This is a genomic window from Citrobacter sp. CK191 (assembly GCF_030333435.1).
GTDB classification, from domain to species: domain Bacteria; phylum Pseudomonadota; class Gammaproteobacteria; order Enterobacterales; family Enterobacteriaceae; genus Citrobacter_B; species Citrobacter_B koseri.
Genome location: NZ_JAOWFX010000030.1, coordinates 273065 through 296048 on the forward strand (window position 1 = coordinate 273065; position 22984 = coordinate 296048).

The 22984-nt window shown below is 45.2% G+C and carries 22 protein-coding genes and 6 pseudogenes; 11 read left to right on the plus strand and 17 right to left on the minus strand.

The window, feature by feature from the left end; genetic code table 11:
• Window positions 1-2: 2 nt before the first annotated feature.
• From OGV82_RS10750 to evgA, 5 genes are all read right to left on the minus strand, one after another.
• Entirely contained in the window at window positions 3-680 is a 678-nt protein-coding gene (locus OGV82_RS10750; RefSeq protein WP_047461234.1) for a fimbrial biogenesis chaperone, read from the minus strand.
• 46 nt (window positions 681-726) lie between these two features.
• Window positions 727-1245 carry a fimbrial protein gene (locus OGV82_RS10755; protein WP_012135109.1) on the minus strand — a complete coding sequence of 173 codons (519 nt, stop codon included), beginning with the start codon at window positions 1243-1245 and terminating at the stop codon, window positions 727-729.
• 72 nt (window positions 1246-1317) lie between these two features.
• The gene (locus OGV82_RS10760; RefSeq protein ID WP_012135108.1) at window positions 1318-1890 is read right to left on the minus strand and encodes a helix-turn-helix transcriptional regulator; all 573 of its coding nucleotides are present in this window, start codon (window positions 1888-1890) and stop codon (window positions 1318-1320) included.
• Between the two features lie 456 nt (window positions 1891-2346).
• Window positions 2347-5529 carry a response regulator gene (locus tag OGV82_RS10765; protein WP_101744070.1) on the minus strand — a complete coding sequence of 1061 codons (3183 nt, stop codon included), beginning with the start codon at window positions 5527-5529 and terminating at the stop codon, window positions 2347-2349.
• Window positions 5529-6152: an acid-sensing system DNA-binding response regulator EvgA gene (gene evgA / locus OGV82_RS10770; protein ID WP_371320451.1), complete on the minus strand. Its 624-nt coding sequence runs from the start codon at window positions 6150-6152 to the stop codon at window positions 5529-5531. Before evgA ends, OGV82_RS10765 begins: the two co-directional genes overlap by 1 nt.
• A gap of 923 nt (window positions 6153-7075) precedes the next feature.
• Between evgA and OGV82_RS10775 the strand changes: the two genes are divergently transcribed.
• The 5 genes from OGV82_RS10775 (at window position 7076) to OGV82_RS10795 (ending at window position 12418) form a co-directional block, all read left to right on the plus strand.
• Entirely contained in the window at window positions 7076-7603 is a 528-nt protein-coding gene (locus OGV82_RS10775; protein ID WP_012135104.1) for a fimbrial protein, read from the plus strand.
• A gap of 61 nt (window positions 7604-7664) precedes the next feature.
• Entirely contained in the window at window positions 7665-8366 is a 702-nt protein-coding gene (locus tag OGV82_RS10780) for a fimbria/pilus periplasmic chaperone (RefSeq protein ID WP_161800003.1), read from the plus strand.
• Window positions 8367-8403: 37 nt separating this feature from the next.
• Entirely contained in the window at window positions 8404-10995 is a 2592-nt protein-coding gene (locus OGV82_RS10785; RefSeq protein ID WP_101744071.1) for a fimbria/pilus outer membrane usher protein, read from the plus strand.
• 20 nt (window positions 10996-11015) lie between these two features.
• Window positions 11016-11549 (plus strand): fimbrial protein, encoded by a 534-nt coding sequence (locus OGV82_RS10790; protein WP_101744072.1) that lies wholly within the window; start codon window positions 11016-11018, stop codon window positions 11547-11549.
• 125 nt (window positions 11550-11674) lie between these two features.
• On the plus strand, window positions 11675-12418 hold the full coding sequence (locus tag OGV82_RS10795; protein WP_145991249.1) for a hypothetical protein: 744 nt from the start codon (window positions 11675-11677) through the stop codon (window positions 12416-12418).
• Window positions 12419-12563: 145 nt separating this feature from the next.
• Here the strand turns inward: OGV82_RS10795 and uilS are convergent, their stop codons facing one another.
• The 8 genes and pseudogenes from uilS to OGV82_RS10835 form a co-directional block, all read right to left on the minus strand.
• Window positions 12564-13424: a UilS family quorum-quenching N-acyl-homoserine lactonase gene (gene uilS / locus OGV82_RS10800; protein ID WP_047461249.1), complete on the minus strand. Its 861-nt coding sequence runs from the start codon at window positions 13422-13424 to the stop codon at window positions 12564-12566.
• A gap of 778 nt (window positions 13425-14202) precedes the next feature.
• Window positions 14203-14364, minus strand: coding sequence for a hypothetical protein (locus OGV82_RS10805; RefSeq protein WP_180960686.1), 162 nt, complete (start codon window positions 14362-14364; stop codon window positions 14203-14205).
• A 117-nt stretch (window positions 14365-14481) separates the two neighbouring features.
• The gene (locus tag OGV82_RS10810) at window positions 14482-14958 is read right to left on the minus strand and encodes a hypothetical protein (protein ID WP_047461251.1); all 477 of its coding nucleotides are present in this window, start codon (window positions 14956-14958) and stop codon (window positions 14482-14484) included.
• Between the two features lie 35 nt (window positions 14959-14993).
• On the minus strand, window positions 14994-15440 hold the full coding sequence (locus tag OGV82_RS10815; protein WP_047461252.1) for a hypothetical protein: 447 nt from the start codon (window positions 15438-15440) through the stop codon (window positions 14994-14996).
• Entirely contained in the window at window positions 15437-15808 is a 372-nt protein-coding gene (locus tag OGV82_RS10820; RefSeq protein WP_174957257.1) for a hypothetical protein, read from the minus strand. The genes OGV82_RS10815 and OGV82_RS10820 overlap by 4 nt, the downstream gene beginning before the upstream one ends.
• Before the next feature lie 252 nt (window positions 15809-16060).
• Window positions 16061-16510 (minus strand): hypothetical protein, encoded by a 450-nt coding sequence (locus tag OGV82_RS10825; protein WP_180961895.1) that lies wholly within the window; start codon window positions 16508-16510, stop codon window positions 16061-16063.
• Window positions 16503-16775: a hypothetical protein gene (locus tag OGV82_RS10830; RefSeq protein ID WP_127891255.1), complete on the minus strand. Its 273-nt coding sequence runs from the start codon at window positions 16773-16775 to the stop codon at window positions 16503-16505. Before OGV82_RS10830 ends, OGV82_RS10825 begins: the two co-directional genes overlap by 8 nt.
• Before the next feature lie 87 nt (window positions 16776-16862).
• Window positions 16863-16985 (minus strand): annotated as a pseudogene (locus OGV82_RS10835) (RHS repeat-associated core domain-containing protein); the annotation flags it as partial.
• A gap of 120 nt (window positions 16986-17105) precedes the next feature.
• Here OGV82_RS10835 and OGV82_RS22870 point away from each other — a divergent pair.
• Window positions 17106-17243 (plus strand): annotated as a pseudogene (locus tag OGV82_RS22870) (hypothetical protein); the annotation flags it as partial.
• A 30-nt stretch (window positions 17244-17273) separates the two neighbouring features.
• Window positions 17274-17414, plus strand: coding sequence for a hypothetical protein (locus OGV82_RS10845; RefSeq protein WP_257983259.1), 141 nt, complete (start codon window positions 17274-17276; stop codon window positions 17412-17414).
• Between the two features lie 72 nt (window positions 17415-17486).
• On the opposite strand, the gene OGV82_RS10850 is transcribed toward OGV82_RS10845, so the two are convergent.
• From OGV82_RS10850 to OGV82_RS22960, 3 genes and pseudogenes are all read right to left on the minus strand, one after another.
• Window positions 17487-18101 (minus strand): hypothetical protein, encoded by a 615-nt coding sequence (locus OGV82_RS10850; RefSeq protein WP_047461254.1) that lies wholly within the window; start codon window positions 18099-18101, stop codon window positions 17487-17489.
• On the minus strand, window positions 18095-18379 hold the full coding sequence (locus OGV82_RS10855; protein WP_145991251.1) for a hypothetical protein: 285 nt from the start codon (window positions 18377-18379) through the stop codon (window positions 18095-18097). Before OGV82_RS10855 ends, OGV82_RS10850 begins: the two co-directional genes overlap by 7 nt.
• Before the next feature lie 99 nt (window positions 18380-18478).
• Window positions 18479-18880 (minus strand): annotated as a pseudogene (locus tag OGV82_RS22960) (RHS repeat domain-containing protein); the annotation flags it as partial.
• On the opposite strand from OGV82_RS22960, the pseudogene OGV82_RS10865 reads away from it, so the two are divergent.
• The 3 genes and pseudogenes from OGV82_RS10865 to OGV82_RS10875 form a co-directional block, all read left to right on the plus strand.
• Window positions 18836-19672: pseudogene (locus OGV82_RS10865) on the plus strand (type VI secretion system baseplate subunit TssF); the annotation flags it as partial. The pseudogenes OGV82_RS22960 and OGV82_RS10865 overlap by 45 nt on opposite strands.
• Window positions 19639-19860 (plus strand): annotated as a pseudogene (locus tag OGV82_RS22880) (type VI secretion system baseplate subunit TssG); the annotation flags it as partial. The pseudogenes OGV82_RS10865 and OGV82_RS22880, both read left to right, overlap by 34 nt.
• Window positions 19861-20109: 249 nt before the next feature.
• The gene (locus tag OGV82_RS10875; protein ID WP_145991252.1) at window positions 20110-20667 is read left to right on the plus strand and encodes a hypothetical protein; all 558 of its coding nucleotides are present in this window, start codon (window positions 20110-20112) and stop codon (window positions 20665-20667) included.
• 211 nt (window positions 20668-20878) lie between these two features.
• On the opposite strand, the pseudogene OGV82_RS10880 reads toward OGV82_RS10875, so the two are convergent.
• Window positions 20879-21513 (minus strand): annotated as a pseudogene (locus tag OGV82_RS10880) (tyrosine-type recombinase/integrase); the annotation flags it as partial.
• 454 nt (window positions 21514-21967) lie between these two features.
• On the opposite strand from OGV82_RS10880, the gene OGV82_RS10885 reads away from it, so the two are divergent.
• A complete protein-coding gene (locus OGV82_RS10885) occupies window positions 21968-22810 on the plus strand; it encodes a DUF6387 family protein (protein ID WP_101744075.1) in 843 nt (280 codons plus the stop codon).
• Window positions 22811-22984: the final 174 nt, after the last annotated feature.

The following is a 22984-nucleotide window of genomic DNA, read 5'->3' on the forward strand; positions in this document are numbered from 1 at the left end:
ACCTACATTTTAAATTTATGTTCAGTCGTAATGCCTCCGAAGTCATTAATCGCACGCCACGATACTTCACCACCCGTTACCGCCGACTGAGGTAGCGATACCGTTTGAAATGGTAAAACCATTGGAGGTTTTGCTAGTTGTTTCCCATTCACCTTGATGTCGTATAGCGACACGCTATACGGCGAGGGGTTATGCACACTTAACTTTCCACCCACGCTTGAAAACGTTAGCTGCTGATACGCAAGTGAAGGGTCGCCTTTTAATCCTGCCGGACGATAAAACAGCTTCATTTTACTTTTGACCGCAATCAATAATTCATTTTTAGCATCCGGTGATGACGAAGGGATTGCTTTAATATTCAACCAGTAAACACTTTCTCTGTCCGTAGGGAGCGTGTCGCCTGATAACATAACGCGTACTGAATTCTGCGCCTGCGAATTTAATTTGAATAAAGGCGGCGTGGTGATGAATGCATTGTCACTGTCATCGCCATTTTCACTTTTGCTCACCCATGACTGAATTAAATACGGCTTGTTATCTGGATTGTTAACGCTGATTGCCGCCTGATTGCCACTGCTGTTATAAATAAGCCGGGTGCCGCCTATTTCCACACCGCTTATTGCCGTTGCGGAGATAAACAAAAGACCAACGGCAATCTTTTTATAGACTTTCTGAAACATGAAGAGATCCTGAGTGAATTACTCAGGGCCGCGAAGGGCCCTGCTTTTACTGGTAAATAACGGTAAACGCGGTTGAAGAGTTTGCCGTACCCGCGCCAACAGCGCCGGTTGCCATATATTTGGCAAAGTAAGTCAGTGTGTTATCAACATCTTCTTCCAGCGCTACGCTGGAGGATGCGGAACCCACGGGGATCAGCGTTGAGTTGTCCTGCTCATAAATCGCGACACCAACATTCGACGCTGTCTGCCCATTGCTCAGTGCTAAAATAGAAGGGTTAATCGTGTCGGTGATGCCATCAAAACGAATACTGGCGTTGGAAATGCTGGCCGGGCAGGATTTCAGCACAATATTAAAACGCTTTGCCGCCGCCGTTGCTCCGCTACCGCCTGAGAATGCGGTTGTCGCGACAGTCCCCAGGTTGACAGGCTGCGCAATCGCAGAGGTATCCACCACACAGGCCGTACCGGTGATGCTGCCAGTAAAACTAATTACGCCGTCAGCAGCATTTGCCGCCTGAAATACAGAGAGCGATAAAATCGCGGAAATCAGTGCAATCTTTTTCATATAAGATCCAGTTAGTTAAGTTAATATTTAAGAAATAATATACTGATGCTTTAAATGTTAATTAATAATGTGCTAATTCCCTCCAGTGAAATACTTATCTGACGAATGACATTGTCTGATTAACGAAATACTGTGTTCGCAGGTGTCCTGCTTATAACTTTCTACTCGTGCGATAGTTCGGTACAAAGATATACGATTGCCGACCTGAAGTTTAAAAACCAAACTGCGCCGGTGGGCATAAAATGTCTTAACCGTCATACCTAATTGTTTACCAATCTCATTCGCATCAAGCCCTTTTTGCATACATGAGAGCACTTCGCTTTCTCGCATTGAAAGCGTGTACTTCACCCGATAAATATATCGGGAATCATTGACAAACAGGCAGGACAGAATTTCATTAAGTCGGCTTCGCTTATCAACAAACGTAATACTCCGTAGATGTTTTAATGCATAGTAGTCAAGATCATTGCTTATAAACGCAATAATCTTCCTGTCTGCAAAAAAATGCTCTTTAACCTGCAGGAGGTTTGTTGTCTCAACATCTACTATGTAGTAATTTTCATCAATCAACTCCGATGTTAACAGCGTACTGATACCGACGATAAAAAAATAATCATCAGAAAAAACGGAGTTTGACAAATCCATAAAACTTCCCTTTTTGGCATGCCCTCTTTGGTTATTTAACGCCAGAAATTCACCTCATGTTTCTTTGTGAAATTTACAGAAAATAAAATCAGATGACACCACAAAAATAATGGATTTCGAATATAATCATAAAAACGATCGTTTCTTCTATTTGTTCCCTTTCAAAAGAACAACGATCCAGTGATTGCCGTCTTTATTGAAATAAAAAACTATTTATGTGCCATAAAGATGAAATTTAACACTATCACTATTGATAGGTGTGGTTTAATGGTTTGATGTCATTTGATAGTTGAAACTTGAAATGACGGTAAAAATGGATTTTTCTTAGGAAATATCCCAGGTTTAATTAACGAAATATATTCCGTCAGAACAAGGCTAATTTTACCTGGTTAACAACGGGACAACATCAGCGGCACCTTATTTTTCTGTCAGGCGCCGCCTACGCGTGTAGGAAGGTTATGGAATGAATGTTGCGATAGCCTGATCTAATTCATCAAGTAAGGCGTCGATGCGATCAAGGTCTGTGGCAAGGTCTGCGGCGGAAATGGCGTCAGGTAGTTTATCTTCCAGCGACTGCGCTACCTTCATTAATGCCTTAACGCCCAGCAGTTGGGCAGTCCCGTTAATGCGATGAATATGGCGCTTTACGGTCAGATAATCTTCAGTATGCGCCGCTTGTCGGGCGGCGATTAAATCACGGCGGTTCTCCTGCTGTGCATCTTTTAACGCTGTAAGCATGAGCGCCCGGTTGCCTTGCGCCAGCATACCCAGCATTTCGATATCAAACATCGTATTGGCTGTCTCACACATTCCTGAAAGGAAGTGCGAGATTTGCGATAACGTAATCGGCTTGAAAATACAGGCATTCATGCCTGCCGCAAGACAGCGTTCGCGTTCATGTTCTTGCGCTGAGGCGGTCAACCCCCAGATGGTGAGGTCGCGATTAAATTTCCGTACCTGACGGGTAAGTTCAATGCCGTCCATTGTGGGCATATTGAGATCGGTAATAAGCAAATCATAATGATGTTGCTGAAGGTATCGTAAGGCCTCTTCGCCGTTTTCGGCTTCATCCGCAACAATACCTGACGTTGCAAGCTGGCGTTTCAGGAGCAGTCGACTGGAGGGATGATCGTCAACGATTAATACCCGCAGCGTCCCCTGAATAACGGGAGGGGGTGGGGGCGCGTCAATAGATACCGGCGTGATATCACGCGAGGTTTGCACGGGCAGGTTCAGCGTCAGGGTGGTTCCACGGTTTATTTCGCTTTGCAGCGCGATGGTTCCCCCCATTTGCGTCATCAATGCCCGGCTGATCGCTAACCCCAGGCCCGAACCGCGATGATGCTTACCCGCTTTCCCCTGACTAAAGGCGGTGAATAAACGGTTCTGTTCTTCAGTGCTAATACCCGGACCGGAGTCGTTCACCGAGAGCGCCAGCATCGCGTTGGACTTTGTCGCCGAAATCCTGACATGCCCTTGCTGCGTAAATTTAACCGCGTTGCCAATGAGGTTGGTGAGTACCTGCCCCAGCAACTGGGGGTCCAGATGCATCGCCTCTTGCGGGTCCAGCCGCGAGTCATAACGCAGGTCGATCCCTTTTTGGGCCGCCAGTGCGCTAAACAGCGTCATTTTTTCTTTTATCAGAGCATCAACATTTACCCACTGCGGAACGGTGTCTAAGAGTCCTGATTCAATCTTTTCCAGATCGAGGATCTCGCCAATCAGTTTTAACAATGATCGCGAGGCCTGGGCGGCCTGATCCACCGATGCTTTATCCTCAGGGCTGAAGCGAGCGGGGGAGAGCTGCAAGAGTTCCAGAAATCCCATAATTGCACTGACCGGCGTTCGGATCTCGTGGCTCATATGGGAAAGAAATTCCCGCTTCTCTTCATTGGCCTGCTGTGCCTTGTTTCGTTCCGCCTCCAGTAAGCGTTGAGAACGTTTCCTTTGGCGGACTTTCCGCGACAGGTAAACGGCCCACAGCAAGCTGCTCACCACCAGCAACGTCGCCAGTATCGCCACCAGATAGAACGGTCTGTTATACAACTCCCAGGTATCAATTTTGACGTCCGGCAGGCGTATCCATTTACTGACGATCTGGAAAATCTCTTTTTGCGGAATATCATCCAGGGCTTTGTCCAGGATCTGCCGAAGTTCCGGTTCGGAACGGGGAACGGCAAAACTGATTGCCGCCGGCGCTTCACCGGCAATCGGGAGCCAGGCGAGCTGATCGGGATAATAATGCTCGCTCATATAGCGGGCCGTCAGCTGATTTGAAATGGCTGCGTCCACCTTTCCCGTCGCCACGAGATTCAAGGCTACGCTGGAGTTTTCCACCTCTTTCCATTGGATGCCGGGGTGTTGGGCTTTAAGCTTTGCCAGTAACGCGTGGTCGGCGCCGATCGCCACATTCATCCCTGCCCGTAGCGTGGTTTCCTGCGTATTCTCTTTTCTGACAACGGTGACGAATTGGGTGGTAATAAAGGGATGGGTAAAGGAGAGCGCGTTTTCACGGCTCAAGTCGTAGGTTGCGGCCTGCACAATATGCCAGTTGTTTTTCTTCATTTCAGAAACCATTTCTTCGTTCGATTTGACGACAATGGTTTCAAACTGCATACCGGTTTGCAGACCGATCAGATTCAGGATATCCCCCACCACGCCCCGCGTTTCCTGGTTACTGTCGACCATAGTGTAAGGCGCAAACCACGGGTTAATGATGACACGCAGTGTGTTATGACTTTTCAGCCACTGTTTCTCTCGGTTGGTCAGGTTAAGCGGCTCTAACAGAAAGGACAGATTGCCTTTATCGATCATTGACTGGGCTATTTGCCCATGCACATTTTCATCGATGGCGCTGAGCGTGTTATTCACAATTGTCAGCAGACGTTCCTGCGTTGGCAAAAATAAAAAGGCGCTTTTTTTCTGTGGTTCAGGCCAGTATTTCACCGTCGTCAACGCGAGGCTAAATTCCTGCGATAGCCAGGTGCTGGTTGTCAGTGAGTCGCCAACAAACCAGGCGTTTTGCCCATGCGCGACGGAGCTGAGCGCTTCCTGATAGGTGGGGTAATTAATGATCTCTGCGTTAGGAAATGACTGCTGAATAAACCCCTCATCAGGATAGTGATTCACAGTAGCGACCCGGGTGCTTTGCGCACTCTGCAAGGGAACCATGACATTGGCTAACGACGTCACTAAATTTGGCCAGGAATGTACCAGCGGCTGCGAGGACAGAATGCCTTCTTCGGTGAAAGGGCGACTCTCCAGACCGGTCAATACCATATCGACTTCGCCCGCTTTCAGCGCATGAATTGCCGATTCCTGATTTTTCCAGACCGTCACGCTGATGTGGGTGTTGAGTGAATGCTGAATCAGCGCAAGATAATCGGCATTCATCCCACGGTAACGTCCTGTGAGCGTGGTCTGCACGAGGGGCGATTGCTCTGGTTGATAAACCGCAACCTTAAGCGTTTTTTTCTGCTTCAGCCAGCGCTTGTCATCCTCACTCAGATAAACAGGAACCGGCGTAATGTAATTGTAGCCCGACAACTCCAGCTCAACGGGTAGCTCATCCTGGGCATGAACGCCACGCCCGGTAATCGATAAAACAATGAGCACGAATATGGGCCATTTATTCATCATCAGGTCAGCTTATTTTGGTGGGCAAATGAGAGCAGCTCAATTAATGATTTGCAGCCTAACTTTTCCATTAACCGTGTTTTATAGGTGCTGACCGTTTTGCTGCTGATATGCATTGCATCGCCAATTTGTGAATTATCAAGACCATTAAGCATATAGCCCATCACCTTCATCTCCTGTGCCGAGAGGGATTCCAGGCGTTGTGCATCGGTTAACGCAACTGAGGGGGCTTCAAGGAAAAAAGGAAAATAGCTATAACCATTTTGCGCTGCGTTAATGGCGGCCAGAATGTTTTCCATATCCTGTTTTTTACTGATGAAAGCGTTAGCGCCCACCTGAGCGCAACGTTTGCTGTAGTAACGATCGTTTTTCGCGGACACGACGATCAGCACTCCGGTGAACTGCCGTGCTCTGAGCTTTTCTACCAGTTCGACGCCATTCACTCCGGGGATCTCGACATCCACGACAACAATATCCGCAGCCGTTTTTGTTAACGCTTCCAGCGCAGTCGCCCCGTCTTCATATTCGTTGATTACAGTAATGCGCTGTTTCTCCAGCACTCCACGGATAGCCAGACGCGCGAGGGGATGATCATCCACGATAATTGCAGTGCGTAACTTACTCATATTCATCCTGAAAGTTGTCATTCTGAATACAATATATACTAACGATAATAGCCTAAACGAGACGGGAGATGGATTTATATCGTGATGACTCAGGTGGTCATTGGCTACCAGACATACTGCCGTAATCGACTGATCGGTAGCGGACCTGGGGCTCTGCCGGGCGTTGGTGCAGCCACATCTGCAATGGATGCGCTGTCAAAAGATGAGTAGATGAATTTGATCATACTGTTCGAGCCTTCCTGAGCTAGCTACAGCTAACCGGTTTTATCACTTTCTACAGTTTTTATAAAAAATATAACACTATATATGGTGTTATATTTGGGTGTGCCTACTGATGCTTTCGCTGATTTTAACTATAAAAAGTGATTTTTACCTGTAATGTCAGATGAAAGTACTATTTAGCTATGGTGGGCTATTCTGGTCGAACCAGCACCCTAAAATAGCAGTTAAGGGCTTTTCGTGAGAAATAAAATCCTGGGCATGACAGGAAAATGGGGTAAATGATCGATGTATTGCTGCAATATGAATATTTCAAACTGTTAAATCTTGTTTCAGCAGGCAAATCTAGTGAGAAGTGATTCTCATTTAAGTATACAGACCAAAATACCGTTTTATTTAATGTCGATGGAAAGAAAGTAAAAACAAAGGGAATGGATCTGATTTGAACGATGTTCTCCGCCCCAAACCGATTGCCACTATTGAGGTAACCACTAAGGGTAATTGCGGCTAATTTTTATTAGTGGGCATTCAGAGCGATGGCTGTATCTCATTATTAATATTGCGATAAACACCTTTTATGTTGAGAGCTCTTAGCAATGTTAATTTTTTATTTTTACCGATGTATCGAAAGGGCTACTCGGTTGGTGAATGATTGCCTGCATAACATTACATTTACTATTCACTAAGGACAAAGGAAATACCGTTTGAAAATAAATACATTTGCGATTTTTATCCCGGCGATATTTATGGTTTCTTCTGCACATGCCGTTGAAGGGGAAACCAGCTCGGTTGTGTTCACCGGCAATATCGTTGAAGCAACCTGTGAACTGTCTTCCGGCTCCCGTAGTAAGGCTGTCGAACTTGGAGACGTAGCCACGACGGCATTTATTGCTGGGGCAGGCAGTACCACTGCACCTAAAGATTTCACCATCGATCTGGAAAATTGTGGGGAAAGCGCGGGGTCGGCTAGCGTAACATTCTCCGGCGATGTTCTGGCTGATGGCGAAGATGAGACTCTGAACACATCTGGTTTTGCCACTACAGGTGTGGGGATTCAGATCCTCGAGAACGGCACTCCACTGAAACTGAATGGTTCCCAGGCATCCAGCGCAAAACCTCTTGATGAGGGTAACAATGTCCTGCCATTCTCCGCCCGTTATATTTCAACGTTGGCAATAACCCAGGCCGGTGAAGCAAATGCGGTTGCAAACTTTACTCTGAATTACGAATAAAAAAATTTCACTTCCCCCTCTCCTGGGAGAGGAGGAGAGAGGGAGGTGAAGGAGTATGATTATGTTCCTGTTGGTACCGAATGTATTTATAACGGCTATCCTGTTGTTCGCAGGTATGATTATGCCAGCATTATCATACGCTGGTGGGATAGTGTTGAATCAGACCCGAATTATTTACCCTCTGAATCAGAAACAGTCCAATATTACGGTTCGCAACACCTCAGAGCTGGAACGATATATGATTCAGTCATGGGTGGAAGATGCTTCCGGTGGGAAAAACCGTGACTTCATCCTGACGCCTCCACTTTTTGTCAGCAACCCAGGGGATGAAAATGCCCTGAGACTGATGTTTCTGGGAGGAACGTTGCCCACTGACAGAGAGTCGCTTTATCGCCTGACAGTAAAAGCCATACCAGCCGTTAATAAAGATGAAGTGAAAGAACGGAATGTACTGATGCTGGCCACAGCAATACGAATAAAATTGTTTGTGCGCCCGGATGGACTACTGCCGCCCGTTGAAAAAGCGCCTTCTGAGCTGAATTTTAGTCGCAATGGTTCAGAGATTACAGTCAGTAATCCGACACCGTATTACATAACAATGGTGAAGATAACAGTAAACGGAAAAGTAGTCTCAAAGAACGTCATGGTTCCTCCTATGGGGCATGAAACATTTCCCTCACCCACACATACCTCGGTACTGACCTATAAGGTCATAAATGATCACGGTGGAATGTCCAATGAATTGACTGGCGAAATAAAATAATTTGCGTACTGGCTGTTGACTTACAGGGCATCGTGTAATGTATTTATTCAGAACGATAGCAATATTTATTCCGGTATCGTTTTTTCTTTTCCTGAAACAAACTGCTGCCGAAATGATTTTCCCAAAGGAGTTGCTGAATATCAGTAATGGTTCCATTGCGGATATATCGAACTTCAGCGCGGACGGGACACAATTGCCTGGAACATATGAGGTTGATATTTATTTGAATGGCTCATTTATCAACCGAAAAACAGTTGAGTTTAATTCTTTACCTGCTAATTCCATGTCTGAGGCAGGAGTGAAAGATAAAACAGGACTTTTCCCCTGCCTGACATCAGGGGACTTAGGCATTATCGGAGTCAGAACTGAACTTTTTCCAGATATGAATGGACAGCAAAATAGTAATTGTATATTGCTGGCTAAACAGATCTCTGGTGCATTTTATAAATTTAACTTCGCAGGGATGCGACTCGATATCAGTATCCCGCAATTGTATGTGCGAAACACTTCCAGAGGTTACATAGATCCGGTTTTCTGGGATGACGGTATTAACGCTGCTCTGCTGAACTACAATTTCAGCGGCAGCAACCGTTTTACCCGTTCGGAAAATGACAAAAACTACTTTCTGAGTCTCAACAGTGGACTGAATGTTGGTGCGTGGCGACTGAGAGATTTTCATACGTGGACCTATTACGAAAGTCGGTATGGTCGCCGTCAGCAATGGCAGCGTATAAATTCCTATGTGGAAAGACCACTGGTTTCGATTAAAAGTGCGTTGTTAATCGGGGAAGGTACAACATCAGGCGATATTTTTGATTCTCTTCGCTTCAGAGGGGGGCAACTGACAATAGACGACAATATGTATCCTGACTCGATGAGAGGGTTTGCCCCTGTTGTTCGGGGGATGGCTGACGATAACGCTGACGTTACCATCAGCCAGAATGGTTATGTCATTTATAAAGCCACGGTTCCACCCGGACCGTTTGAGATTAATGATCTGAATCCGATGGCGGCCAGTGGGGATCTCAGTATCACTGTCAGTGAGGCAAATGGAAAAGTGAATGTATTCACCGTTCCGTACACCTCTATGCCCATTTTGCTTCGCAAAGGTCGGATGAAGTATGGTCTGACGCTGGCACGTTTTCGTGGCATGAGTAGCCGGTATGGTGATCCATTGTTTATGCAAGGAACACTGGTGTGGGGCGGCCCGGGAGGTACAACGTTTTATGGTGGTGCACAGTATTCACCGGATTACCTGGCCGTTCAGTCCGGTGCAGGTATTGATATGGGACGGCCGGGGGCGCTTTCCGTCGATATAACACATGCCAACAGCACTCTCGCAAATGGAAAGGATTATCGCGGTCAGTCAGTGCGTTTTTTATATTCACGTATATTTAATGATACAGGCACCCGACTTCGTCTGACGGGATATCGGTACTCGACAAAAGGTTTCCATACTCTGGAAGAAACAGCACTCAGGAAGATGAGAGGACGTCTGTATGACCATGACGAACTGGATCGGTATGGTCGGCCGGTAACGGATACCCACTCTGATTATTACGACCTGACCAACAGCAAACGTGCCCGTTTTGAAGCCAGTATATCCCAGCCAGTATGGCGCTATGGCTCAGTGTGGTTGTCTGGTGTCAGGCAGACTTACTGGAAGAGTAACCAGAGCCGTGATTCTGTTCAGATTGGATACAGCGGCACGGTTGGTTCTGTTAATTATTCAATAAACTACGGGTATACCCGCCAGAAGAATGCTGCTGTGCCTTCCTGGACTGACCGTACGATAGGGCTGTCTCTTTCGCTTCCACTGGGAAGATTACTTTCACCTGACTCCGGGAATAACAACACATATGCTTCGTTTTACGGGAGTCGTGATGGGAAAGGCCGGAACAGCCAAATGGCAGGGCTGAGTGGCACGTTGCTCGAAGAAAACAACCTCAACTGGAGCGTATCACAGAACCTGAGTGGTCAACGGAATGGTTCTGGTAACGCCAGCCTGGCCTATAGGGGGACATACGGTAATACCGGTATAGGATACAGCTACGGAAATGATTTTCAGCAGTTTAGTTATAGCATGTCCGGTGGTGCAATCCTGCATCGCAACGGGCTGACGATCGGACAACCATCCGGTGAAACAGCTGTGCTTATTTCCTCCGGTGGTGTGCAGGGCGTCAGTATTCAGAACGAACCGGGTGTCAGAACAGACTGGAGAGGCTATACCATCAAGCCCTACACTACATCCTACCGCGAAAACCGTGTTTCTGTTGACAGTAAATCACTGGACGATCACACGGATATTGTTGATGCCGGTACAGCCAGAATAATCCCGACAAAGGGGGCAGTGGTTCGTGTTGATTTTAATGTCCGCCGTGGCTATCGCATATTATTTACGCTGACACGTAATGGCAAACCACTTCCTTTTGGTTCTGTTGTCACAGGGGGCAGCACAAGTGGTTTGGTCGGCGATGACGGGCAGGTTTATCTGTCTGGAATGCCTGAAAGTGGTGAAGTTCAGGTGAGCTGGAGTAAAGATGTGAATCAGTCATGTGTGGTCAGCTATCATTTGACTGAAAAGTTACTCGCCTCACCCGTTGCCCGCGTTGACGGAATATGTCGATGAATTAACAGGAAAATTTTGTAATGAAAGTCAGAGGGATGTTTGGTGCGTTCTATATCATCGCGGGTATGATCACCATAATGGATTTATCCGCTGCGGTGGCTGCAACAACCGCGTCAGAGAGTATAAAAATTGTCCGCAGATGGCCTGCATCGACCTGTAAGTTTACGAATGAGGTACAGACGGTGTTGTTTGATGATATCTTCGCGAATTCCTTTAAGCGTAAACCGATACAGGGTCTGAAGTCTTTTTCTGTTGGTATAAATTGCGGCACGAACGTCAGTAAAGTGAATATTGTGCCATCAGGGGACCCGGATGATGTCGATATCAGTGCATTCAAGAATATTGGAGGTGCCAGTAATGTGGCATTACGTCTAATGGACACCAACAGTAATATTCTGTTACCTGATGGTACCTCCCGTGTTTCACTCATTCCTGAGCCCGTAGGCGAGGAAACTAGCTACACTTTTATAGCCGGATATGTGGCGATAAAACCCGAAAGCGTAGGCGCTGGTACATTCACAGCTTGGGTGAACCTGACATTTGATTATGACTGACATATATTCCGGTTTCAGGAAAGTCAACAGCAATGAATGAATATATCTAAATATTTTTATTCGTTAATAATATTGCTCCTGACTTCTCTGAAAACGTAAGTTTATTAACGCCAGTTGTTTTTTGTGTGCAAAATATTATTCGAGAACAGATGATTGCAATTATGTTACGTATTTCCATCCTGCTAACCTCCATGTTTTCATTCGTGGTTAATGCCAGTATATCGATCCAATGTAGTTATCCTGATTCGATAGCTGCGTTGAAAGTGCATGAACTGATTACATCATTAGAAACGAACCCAAACGAAATAAGAAATTTTTGTATTCAACGTAATGATGATGGCAGATATGTTGAACTACGACTCATCGATATATCCAGTGGAATATCTTTCGGTAAACATGCATATCCTGCATGCGATATGAATACTGAAACATTTACACCATGGAACCCGAGTCTGGCTGAAATTACGCAAATGTATGATTGGGACACTGTATTGATGTCCCTCGTGGTACGCGCATTTACTTACGATGCCGAGGACAATACGGAATTAAAGCATATAGGTCAAACGATTTTAGAATCACGACAAACTTCAACAGTTGCTATAATCTCTCCCCAGAATCAGAACCTGAAAGAAACGTGGTGGGAATTGACAAGTATCGGAACTGTTGAGGGGGATGGGGACGGACTGATTTCAATAGAAAAAATTGAGGGGGACGATCTTGAGTGGTATTTAAATGACCAGCCTATTGTTAGTGCAGGGGGGAAAAACACAACCGAAGGCGGCGGTGGTGAATTAAAATATGGCTACATATCTAAACCTGGTGTCGATGGCGCGTCTTCGACATATAAACTGACATTAGATTGCCCTTAACTGTATCACCAGTATTCGTTAGTGAATACTGGTTTTGGGGCTGCAACAACAGGAGGGCGAGTTTACGCGACACATATATCCCTATTGCAGTTCACTGTCCATTTTGAGCCCTCCCAAAACGCAAATTGTATGTCTGGTCAAGAGACTACAGATAGTTTCTGAACCATTCAGTCTGAATGCAGATTACCTGTCTGAAGTGTTCCCCGCTATAAATGTCGTAATGACGGGCTTCATTCTCTTCATACAGTTTTTTCTCTTTTGCACCGACAGCATCAAACAATGCCCGTCCCTGTTCGGGAGGATTAACGGTATCTTTACCGGCAATAACAATCAGCGTGGGGCAGCTCACCTGTGCGGCATTCAGTGCGGGTTTGTACTGGAGCGTTTCCTTCACAGTAAGGAATGGTATTTTGATGTCCATCTTCGGATACTGTGCCCGGTTTTCCTCAAAAAAGGCCTTTGACTCTGCATCGTTTAATACACGGGTAACTCCGACAAACATCTCTTTTCCGGTGTTCTTTTGCTTCTCTGACATTTTGTCGAGGGTTGCAATAAACGCCTCTTTCTCTGCTTCATTCATATGACCAGTGACGATAACCTCGCCATCTGCAAAGGCAAGCTGACTGACAATACACTTGATCCCCGAATCCCGGGCTGCGGCACCAAAGACGTGGCATCCACCAAACGATGTTCCCCAGAGACCGATTCTTTCGTCATCAAGACCGGGTTGTTCCCTTGCCCAGTTAATAACGGAAAGGATATCGGCAATTTGCATTGAGGGAACCAGACGGCCACGTTCACCGTCGCTGTCGCCAAACCCACGATAGTCAAATGTGATCGTGGAAAACCCTGCACGGGTAAAGGCTTCGGCGAACTCAGGTAACAGAATTTCCCTGATGCCACAGAAGCCGTGACATAAAATAATCACTGGATTTTTTGTACTGCCTGAAGGGGAGCGATGTGTCAGAACGATACCGTCAGAAAGCGTGTGTGTTGATATTTCCATACAAATATGCACCTTATTAAGCTAATAATAACGTTGGAAACAAATATCAGGGAAGTAACTTTTTAATAAAGTAAAAATAATCTGAAATAGATGTACATATAAAGCAGATATTTCCCTGGAAAGTAACTCGGCAAAAAAGATACTTTATTTCTCATTATTAATCAATTTGTTATGTTGTAATAAAGTTTTAAGAAAATATCTTTGTACAGTTAAGAATAGGGAATTGGCGGTCGCTTTATTTTAAAGTTTAAACCAGGTCAATTAACATGGCGGTTACGATGACATTATATCTCCGCGTGTCAGCAGGCAGTTCCTTCTGTGCATGCAGAGCGGCCAGCTCGGGGGCAGTCGGTTGTACGGCAAGCATTCTTCGTACGCTTCTGGCCGAGTGATTTTTCTGATTCATTGACAATGCTAAAACGTTACTTCTGGTAGGCAGGGAGCTTGAACTTGCCCGTGCGTACCGTGGATGTATAAATCCTGACGACATCGTTGCGTTTACAGTTTATCACGCCGGTGTTTTCTTCGGAGAACGGCAGTTGGAGTATGTTGAAAGCAATCTGGATAAGGTCAGGGACATGCTGGCGGAGCTGGATGTGGCATAAGATGAATCTTAAATTAAATCTAAGTTAATGAAATTAAAAACAGAAAAAATGGGGGGGTGTTACAAAAGATTGATGGAGGAGGATCTGAAGGTAGATGCGTTCGTGCAGTAAAAATGCGGATAATGATAAATCCAAAGGGTGTTCGTACCATCCTCTGGATTTAAGTCCAGTGTTCAACTGATGCGGTAAACAAGTACCATCATCATGCCGTTCGGGGACTGCTGTCTTGCCCATCTGACCGCGTCAAAAGTTCGTCCCAGGATTTCTGCAATCTTTGCTGTTGGAACAATACCATAGTAGGTCTTTACGAATTCCAGTTCTTCGGGCGTCCACATTTTTCGGTGACTCCTGGCCTGTGGTTTTCCCATCAATTTACTTCCCGGATGAAATTATGTATTACAAAAATAATATTTATTCTGAACGTTCTGTTCTCGAAAGAGGATACTCATTTTTTAAACCCTACAGTATCCAGTCATATTAAGAATCTTTTCACTGTGTTTTGTTTTGTTTTGTTTTGTTTTGAGGACGATAGTAGCTTTAACGTCGCTTCCCTCATCATTGTTTGGTTCTGTCATCGGAGTCTGTTTTATGGAAATATAGAAATCACTATTTCTATATACTGAGTTATTTTCACCTGACGATATTTGTTTCAATATAGCTATTTCCCCATTTAATTTCATGATAGCAGTGTACGTACAATTTCTTCCATCCGGGGGACAGATATCTCCTTCAACATAGTTATAGAAATCCACTTTCTTATTATTAGCCAGGCTCAGGGTGCAAACGGGGTGCCCCAGGTCAGGAATCTCACCAACCTCAAAACTATTCATGATAATGCTGTCTGACTGTATTTTATCTGGTTCCGCTGCAATACAAGCAACAATACCCGACGACATCAGAGTTAAAAGAAGCGTTATCTTTTGGAACATTTTTATCAACTCCTTGATATCAGGGTTTGGGAAGATTATTTATACAGAATATATTTACACTCTATTTCATTGTAGTCATAGTCTATTTGAATCTGAAAAGAGAGATTGCAAGATATTATTCTTATCTCGTCTGAATGTAATTTATAAAAGTTATAATCACTAAAAAACCCATTGCTTATTTTATATATTTCGCAAAACTTCCATTCTTCATCAATTAATAAATAAGAAGAAAGACCTGCAACTTTCTCTTTGATAAATTCAACAACTTGTTGATAGTTATCAATTTTCAATTTAGTTTTTGAACTTATTTCCTTCTCTTTGAGAAAATTTATAATACCATCAGTTTCTTCCAGGGTAAGAAACTTACCATCTTCAACAACACCATTGGTAAATGCTTGTATTTTATTAAAATAATCACTTTTGCATACATTAGCCTGAGCTTTTCTATAGAGCAATGCTCGTTTATATTCAGATACACTCATTTGCATCCTCCTTTATCATAATATGCTTTCCCTTTACCATTACGTAATTGAGGACGCCCATATTTATTCATTCGGGGATTTCCAAAGTTATCTGTTTTAACTTGTCCTGCTTCCCAATGTGGCTTATCTGGATAGCTAATATCCATTGTTTGTTCTTGCACAGATGATAAGCCAGTACCGCCACTTGGTTTCGGTGTTTCGTAAGAATATTCTCGACCAGAGCTATTTTGTGATTGACTGATCGGTTGCTGGTTGGTGGGTATCCCTGCTTGCCTCATAGCTTCACGACGAGCAGCGCGAGAAGAACCAAATGGATTGTTCTCACTGCCTATCGGTTCTCCACTTAAACCAAGCGGATCGATCCACAAAAGAGGATTAGGCGCATACTGATAAAGATTTAACCCGCCAAGTAGCCCTATCGGGTCATCCGAACAATCCTATCCCCTGAATCAATAGTACCGTCAATCTGCACCATAATCTGCTAAAACGCCCGCATCATGCAGACATGCTACCACCATACCCCGATACTCCATCGCACTATTCTAAGGCCAAAGACAGGGTTTCCAAAGCATAGTGCCGCTATAAAGGCCGGGAAGAGTTAATTTCTTACCCGGCTACTTTTATTTTAATATTTCAGCATAGAAAAATATTTCTTCATAAGAAAAAATTATATTTTTTGTATTCGGAATATAAATAATACTCGCTTCATCACTAGGATAGAAAAAATCATCCCATGCTTTTATAAAAATATCTGAAGAAATGACAATAGCCGCTGCTCTCCGCCCCCAAAAGAATAAAATATCGGAGAACCCTCTTAACTTCTCGCGAAAAAAAAATGCAGATTCTTCTGCCTCATCAAAATCTAATTCCATTTTTTCAATGATACGACATTGCGATGGTTTAATACTCATTAACATATCAAATGGAAAAACTAGATCCCAAAGCTTCTCAGACTCGTCCCCATTAAGAAGCACAATCTTTCTTTTCTCATCAGGAGATAAACGACAATCTTCTGAATTCAGACGCCAGGCTATAGGGTAGAGAGCTTCATCAAAAATGATATCAGTCATAAAAAATATGTCCTTTTCCGCTACCAGGAGCCTTCTTACCTGAACCGTAATCCGACCATTTTATATGTGGCAGGTTATTCTCTGGCGCATTTATAGTATGAGACTCATTAGGATGATGTTCAAAACCAGTTTTATCAGGATAATTTTTACTTCCAAAATACTCTGGATACTCCGGGATTTTAGGTTTGGAGTCTTTCAATAGACTTTCTGCAGTACTCTTATCTGCAACCCTAAAATTAGGTTTACTACTGCCATTATTCCTCATCGTATCAACAGCCTGTTTCCACTCTTTAGAACCAGGTTTTATAACAGGCAGATTCGAAGCATCACCAACCTCATTACCAGTCAGACCACATCTTAATAACCCAAGCGGATCGAGCCATGACAGTGGATTAGGTGCATACTGATAAAGATTCAGTCCCCCCGCCAGACCTATCGGGTCAAGTTGCGTAATCTGACCGAAGTCCGGTTTATACCGTCAGTTTCGGTCATACTGACCTGAAATTACCAGGTCATAATACATACGCTACCGCCATACCCTGATCAGTTAAGCTATCTGCACACTCATTATTGTACTATTAAATCAGTAAGTTAAATACATAGATATTCATCCAAAACCCGGCACAGTCTTAAAGTCGGTTATGCCGCATCCCCCGCACCAACCGTAAAACCAAAGTCCCCACCAGATATACACGCAGCCCCAGCCTGCACCTTAAAGGGAACGCTGGAAGAGGCGGGATTTGAGACCGGGCGCGGCGTGACGGTGAAGATTTCAGAGGGGTGCATTGTGCTGATGGCTGAGTGCAACGAGGTGCAGGAGCTGCGCGAGCAGCTTTATCAGGCTAAACAGACGGTTAAGGGAATGCAGAAAGGGATGTTTAGTATGCTGAACGAGGCTAAATAATAAAAAAGCCGGGAAGATTTAATTTCTTCCCGGTTCTTTTATCAATCAGTTAGCTAACTTACAAAAACAATCTTACCATTCTTTCAAATTATCAACTGAGTCAACCTCTTGAAAATCAATTCCATTGTTTTTGCAATATTCAATGGCTCTATCCCATATATTACAATCAAAAACAATTATACTTTTCCCGGCTACTGGAGTAAAAAAACAATCAAATAGAAAGTGATAACCTTCTTCTATTAAAGAATTTATTACACTTACTTCAATTCCACCATAATCATTATAGAGATTAAGTAATATAGGTTTTTCAGGACAGGTTTCTTCTAATAATCCTTTGTTAGTTCTTAGCTTATTTTTCAGAAGCACCTTGCGATACTCCACTAACTGTTTATTCATTCGATCATTATTGTTACCATAAAAATAAACCCCATTCTTACTTAGGGTTGAGCAAGCATCAAGCGTTTTGCCCTCTTTACTAAAAAACATAAGATTAGTAAATAAAATTGACAATAACCTATCCGATCTTTCCGTTAAAAAACCATAAGGACCATATCCATTACTATCTATATTGTATTGGTAGCAAATACAATAAGCTACCGATGGTAAATCAGTTTTGAAACGACCTGATTGAACCATCCATTCGGAAATGGGGAATTTAATTAATCTTTCAGGCATATTATTTACCATGTAAAAATCACCTCATTACCTTTAGGATCTATCGCATGTATATGACCACCAGAATGATGCTCAGGAATACCAGCTTGTCCAGCATCAGGATGACCGTCGGGGTGTTCAAACCATTGATTTTTCCCATTGGGATTACGCCGACCTAATGATTGCCCACCATTGGCTTTCATTTTACCCCAATTATTTCCACGACTGGTTAAATTTAAATCATCCAGACCAATATTTTCACCACCCCGCGAAATTCGTGGTACTTGAGCATGCTGCTGAGCTTGTCTCAAAGCATCATTTCGACTTTTAGCTTTGACAGTCTTACAACTTAATCCCAGCGGATCTATCCATGAGAGAGGATTCGGAGCGTAACTATAGAGGTTTATTCCCCCCCTCAGCTCTATCGGGTCTGCACAAATGTACTGCCCTGTCTCGCAATCATAGTACCTGAACCGGTTATAGTACAGCCCTGACTCCGCATCCTCATACTGCCCCGGAAAGCGCAGTCTGCATGAGTGGTTATCGTCGTTCGCACTTTCTTCCCGGCCCCAGAATTGCTGTTTACCCCGCCAGACAATCGTGCCGTCTTCGGTCAGCAGCTCCTGAATGCGGCCAACCGTATCTGTGATGGCATAGTGCAGTTGCCCTTTCTCATAACGCGCCAGCGGCGTAAAGCTCCCCGGCTCGTATATCCACCGAATCGCGTTTTCGTCATCCGGTGTGCCATCAGCGTTAGCAGCGCACCACAGTACCTGTTGTATGCCAGTCAGCAGTATCCGGAGTCCTGCGATATCTTTCGGGTAAAATCAGTATCCAGTAAGCTCCCGACGACCAGTCAGGGGAAAAAGTTTTGCCTCTGGCCCGAGTTTGAAGGGTTTCAGCATCAGATCGAGTACAGCCGTCAGCGTGAAGTTGTCTACTGGCACCACCGTACCAGAACCTCCCTGTTTCATCGTGGTCTGGAGCACGCCATTGCCTTTGTTCATGCCGATGGCAATCAGCCTGACTCTTCCCGGCTGAACGGTGAAGTATTCACCGCTTCGCTGGTCTGCACTAACCGGATGTTACCTGCGTCACTGCATACCGGAGATATCTGTGAGGCTGTTAACAAAAATCCGGCGGTGGCATCTTTCAGCAACGTTACGCGCCCGACCCGCCCGCTATATCCGGTAACGGATGGCGATATGCACTGGTCGCTGATTTCCTGCATGAACCTGAACTACCTTTCGCTGCTGGACCGGGAAGCACTGATCCAGGTGTTGCGTACCTTCGATATGCCGGGTATCCACCATCCACAGCAGGCGCGACTTTCCTCACAGAAGCTCGATGCCATCGAAAAAATGGAATCCCGCCCGGTTGACCGTCTGTTTAAAGGCGTCCCGGTTCGCGGTCTGTCCACCACGCAGTGGATCAATCCCGCCCCCTTTGTCTGTGAAGGCGAGATCTACCTGTTGGGTACCGTGCTGTCATACTTTTTTGCGCTGTACGCCAGCATCAACTCATTTCACTGCCTCAAAATTATTAACACGGAAAGTCAGGAGTCCTGGGAATGGCAACACACAGGCCAGCACGCCCTGATGTAGGGGAAACGTCATCGCTCCCGGATGTGCGCGGGATGAATTTTTATGTGCTGATGGAGTCACTGTACCGCCGGTATGGCGGGGCAGATCGTGAGCCGTCCCTGCGCACTGAGCCAGAGCGGGAAGTGGCGCTGTTCAAATCTGATGCCAGCATTGCTTTTCCGGGCAGTGATCTGAGTACGCTTGTCCGTTGCCCTGACTGTGGATCGTCCTGGCTGGTTTATAGCGAGGATGCGCCTTCTGAAAAACCGCTGGTGATATGTGAAGACTGTGGAAAACGGTTTCGTAGGCATCCGGTGTCGGAGGAAGGGGGGATGACTGACGATGCAGGGATGAAAAGAGCGTAGGGCGATGCATTACCCGCCTGGTTCCGGCGCGAGTTTACACACACCACTCCGGCGCAGTTTGAGCATCTGAGTGCGGTCTGGCTGCGGGAACCGGTGCTGCGGGAGTTGATTGATCGGCTGGATGCAATGAACCCGCTGATGGGGGATGTTTATGAGTGTGTCTGGTGCGGTGGTCGCGAGTTGTCTAAATATGAGACGGATACATCACCGAATGCCGTTTATTACGGCCACGCCTGCCAGCAACGGTTTGTGTCTGTTGAGAAAACGATTTTTTATAATATTCCGGTCAAATGCTGGCCCCGGTTTTATACGGTGGCCGTGTCTCTCTGGACCTCCTGGAAACCCGTGCAGGCGCGTGCGGTGTGCCTGATCCCAGCAGTGAGTAGCTATTCGAAGTACCGCAAACGGCTCCGGCCTTTGGTTGATGAATTGTGCAAAGACAGGGCGGTGACACCGTATCCCCGTTTGCTGGTGGGATTTTCTCCGGGGGAGCAGGGCGTTCGCTGTATTTACTGTGGTTCGGCGCGCCTGAAAACGTATTGCGTGACAAAATATTCGCAGGAAAACCCGAAGATAGATTGCCTGGCGTGTGGGAAGCATTTCAGGCTGTATGCGTGGACAAAACCTGAACCTGTGGCACCGAATGAATGACAGTGGGGAATGTTAATTTCCCGCACTTTCACCCCCATCTGCTGCTGATTACCCGGCTGGCGACACAGGAGCCTCATTGCTTCGGTTAAACGCCCGTGTTCATCAAAATGGCGTACCCAGGGCAAGAGCATGAATTACGATATTGTAAAAAAAACCACAATCACAAAACAAAAGCCTGGTTCAAATGGAGGCAAAGTTGTTGGCGGCTGGCATCCGGCAGACGTTTCAGGGGCAGGGCGGGTGATGTTGGGTCACAACAGGGGTCACGACGCCATCCAGATCGAAAGCTGGATTATATTTAATCAGGCCTTTCTGTATGGCGTAGCGCATGACTTTGGTCAGATACTGGCGAACCTGCCCGGCGACATCATGTACGCCTTTATCATCAATAGTTCTGACAAGTAGTGCGAGATGCCGGGTTTCAATCGTAGCAATATCCATTGCGCCGATATCGGGGAAAACGTAGCGTTTAAGGCAGATAAGAATTTTATCGGCGTGACCTTCTGACCAGAGTTTCAGGCAATCGGTATGCCACAACGTGGCGATGTACTGAAACGTCCGTAACTCATTGACAACCTTTTTTTCGGCCTTGCGCTACTGAGAAGGGTTAAAACCGGATTTTAGCACCCGCCGGGTGTCATCGCGTTTTTCGCGGGCGACAGCAAGAGACGTTTCGGGATAAGAGCCAAATGATACCCTGGACTCTTTTCCTTCAAAGCGATATTTGAGATCCCAGATGCGGGAACCATTGGGTTTTACGAGAAGATACAGACCCAGCGTATCAGCGAGCTTATAAGGTTTGTCAGAAGGTTTTGCACTGCGGACTTGTTTATCGGTTAATGCCATTTGGGGGGCATTCCTTTATCGAACCAGGTTGACCACCAAAAGCCCCAGATACAGACAGATAAATAGATATCCGCTGGGAAGAGTTTTCCGCTAACTTATTGAACCCGCTACATATAGAGATTCATAGAAACGCGCAAAACAAGCAAGAAAGTGGTGCCGGACTCGGAATCGTAATTTGTATTAAATGTATGAAATAAATGTAAAATAATCATAATAACCTTAACTATACCAACAAATGTACCATCAATTTATAAATGTGATTGCAAATAAAGTCAATTATATTCAATTGGTTATGACAACATACCCTGCCGAACCTCACTGAACAATCTTCAAGTCTGGATTGATTGTTCCTCTGCTTTTCCCTGCTCTATTCAATAGATTACCGTCATCAAATCCGATATGTTTACTCATAACATATCAAAGCGATAAGTAAAGCCAGAAGGATAGATACCTCATGACCAAAGCGGAGATCGCCAGCGCTGTTAATGAGTGGTTCAACATTGAAAATTACAGCGTCCTGCAAAATTTGACAGTGGAACAGCTTTTCCAAGAGATAGAGAACAGGATTGTCGCCTATCGTATGGAACAAAACCGGGCTGAGTTGTCTCCCGAAAACCTTAGTAGGCATCAGAGATATTACGAAGAGTTGATTGAAGGTAAAGTCGTCTTTGGTGATATTTTCGGTGGACCAGAAAAAAGACTATCTTCCAGCTATGCCATCAAGCCTGTAACACACCAAGGGCTATGGGAAGTGGCGGGTTATGTTGCGGCTTTCGATAAATACGTTAACCCGGAAGGAAAACCCCTACCTCATATGGAAGTCTCGCACTATCTGAAGGAAGCCGAGGTAAACAACGAAGGGCTGATGCTGGTTCAAATTAATCTGGCAGAAACATCACCCGAAGAAATCATCAATCACCTGAAAGTCATGGTTCCTGAGTGGAAACAGCAGCTACAGGCTCCTGAGCCTCCAGCCAGAGATTTTCGCTTTGGGGTCAGCAACCTTAAAAAAATACTAGATTACAACATTATCCCCATCATGGACCTGCTGTACTGGGCGCAGGATGAAGAGGTCAGGATTGGTATGCCACAACTGACCAGCTTTTTATACCCTGATGAGTTTAAAGACGGTATCCGTGATGTTGATAAGGTGAAGTCAACAGATCATCCTCTGGCAGTTAAGTATCTTACAAACCTTGCTCACTATCAGTCTTTTGTAGATTTTACATATAGATACGACGACAGAAGACACTGGAAGGTTCAGGATCTCATCACTGACGAACTCGGTGAGGACTGACATTCCCGGAGGCGGTGTGTTGCGCAATGCGGATATCGCCTACATTCACTCAACCTGAACATACCCTATTTTTATCCTCCCAAAAATCTGCGTAAAAAACTTCTTCTCGAACGTCCCTCTTAAATCACAAGAAAAACCCATACAATTATCTCATTGAACAACACAGGAGATAAA